1 protein-coding gene is annotated in these 323 nt (G+C 52.9%); it reads left to right on the forward strand.

Features of this window, described 5'->3' with window-relative positions; translation table 11 throughout:
• A partial coding sequence (locus SB775_RS28315; RefSeq protein WP_410864496.1) for a dihydrodipicolinate reductase C-terminal domain-containing protein occupies nucleotides 1–288 on the forward strand: 288 nt, incomplete at its 5' end.
• Nucleotides 289–323: the final 35 nt, after the last annotated feature.

Here is a 323-nt window from a genome sequence, read left to right on the forward strand (position 1 = left end):
CATATGATGAGCGAAACGCGCACTGCCCATCAGCAAGGGCACCCTGACGAAAAAGAAACTTTGCAAGGCGCTCGCGGCGCAGACTATGAAGGCATGCGCATCCATAGCGTCCGGCTGCCGGGCTTAGTGGCACATCAGCAAGTGCTGCTCGGCGGCGATGGGCAATTATTGACGCTGCGCCATGATTCATTTAACCGCGGCTCATTCATGTCAGGCGTCAGTCTGTCGATTCGCGAAGTGATGGAGCGCAAGGAATTAATTTACGGCCTGGAACATATCATAGGCTAAAATAATGGAGGCGATTGGATGAACATCGCATTGGT

The sequence above is a fragment of the Peribacillus sp. SIMBA_075 genome, assembly GCF_046534585.1.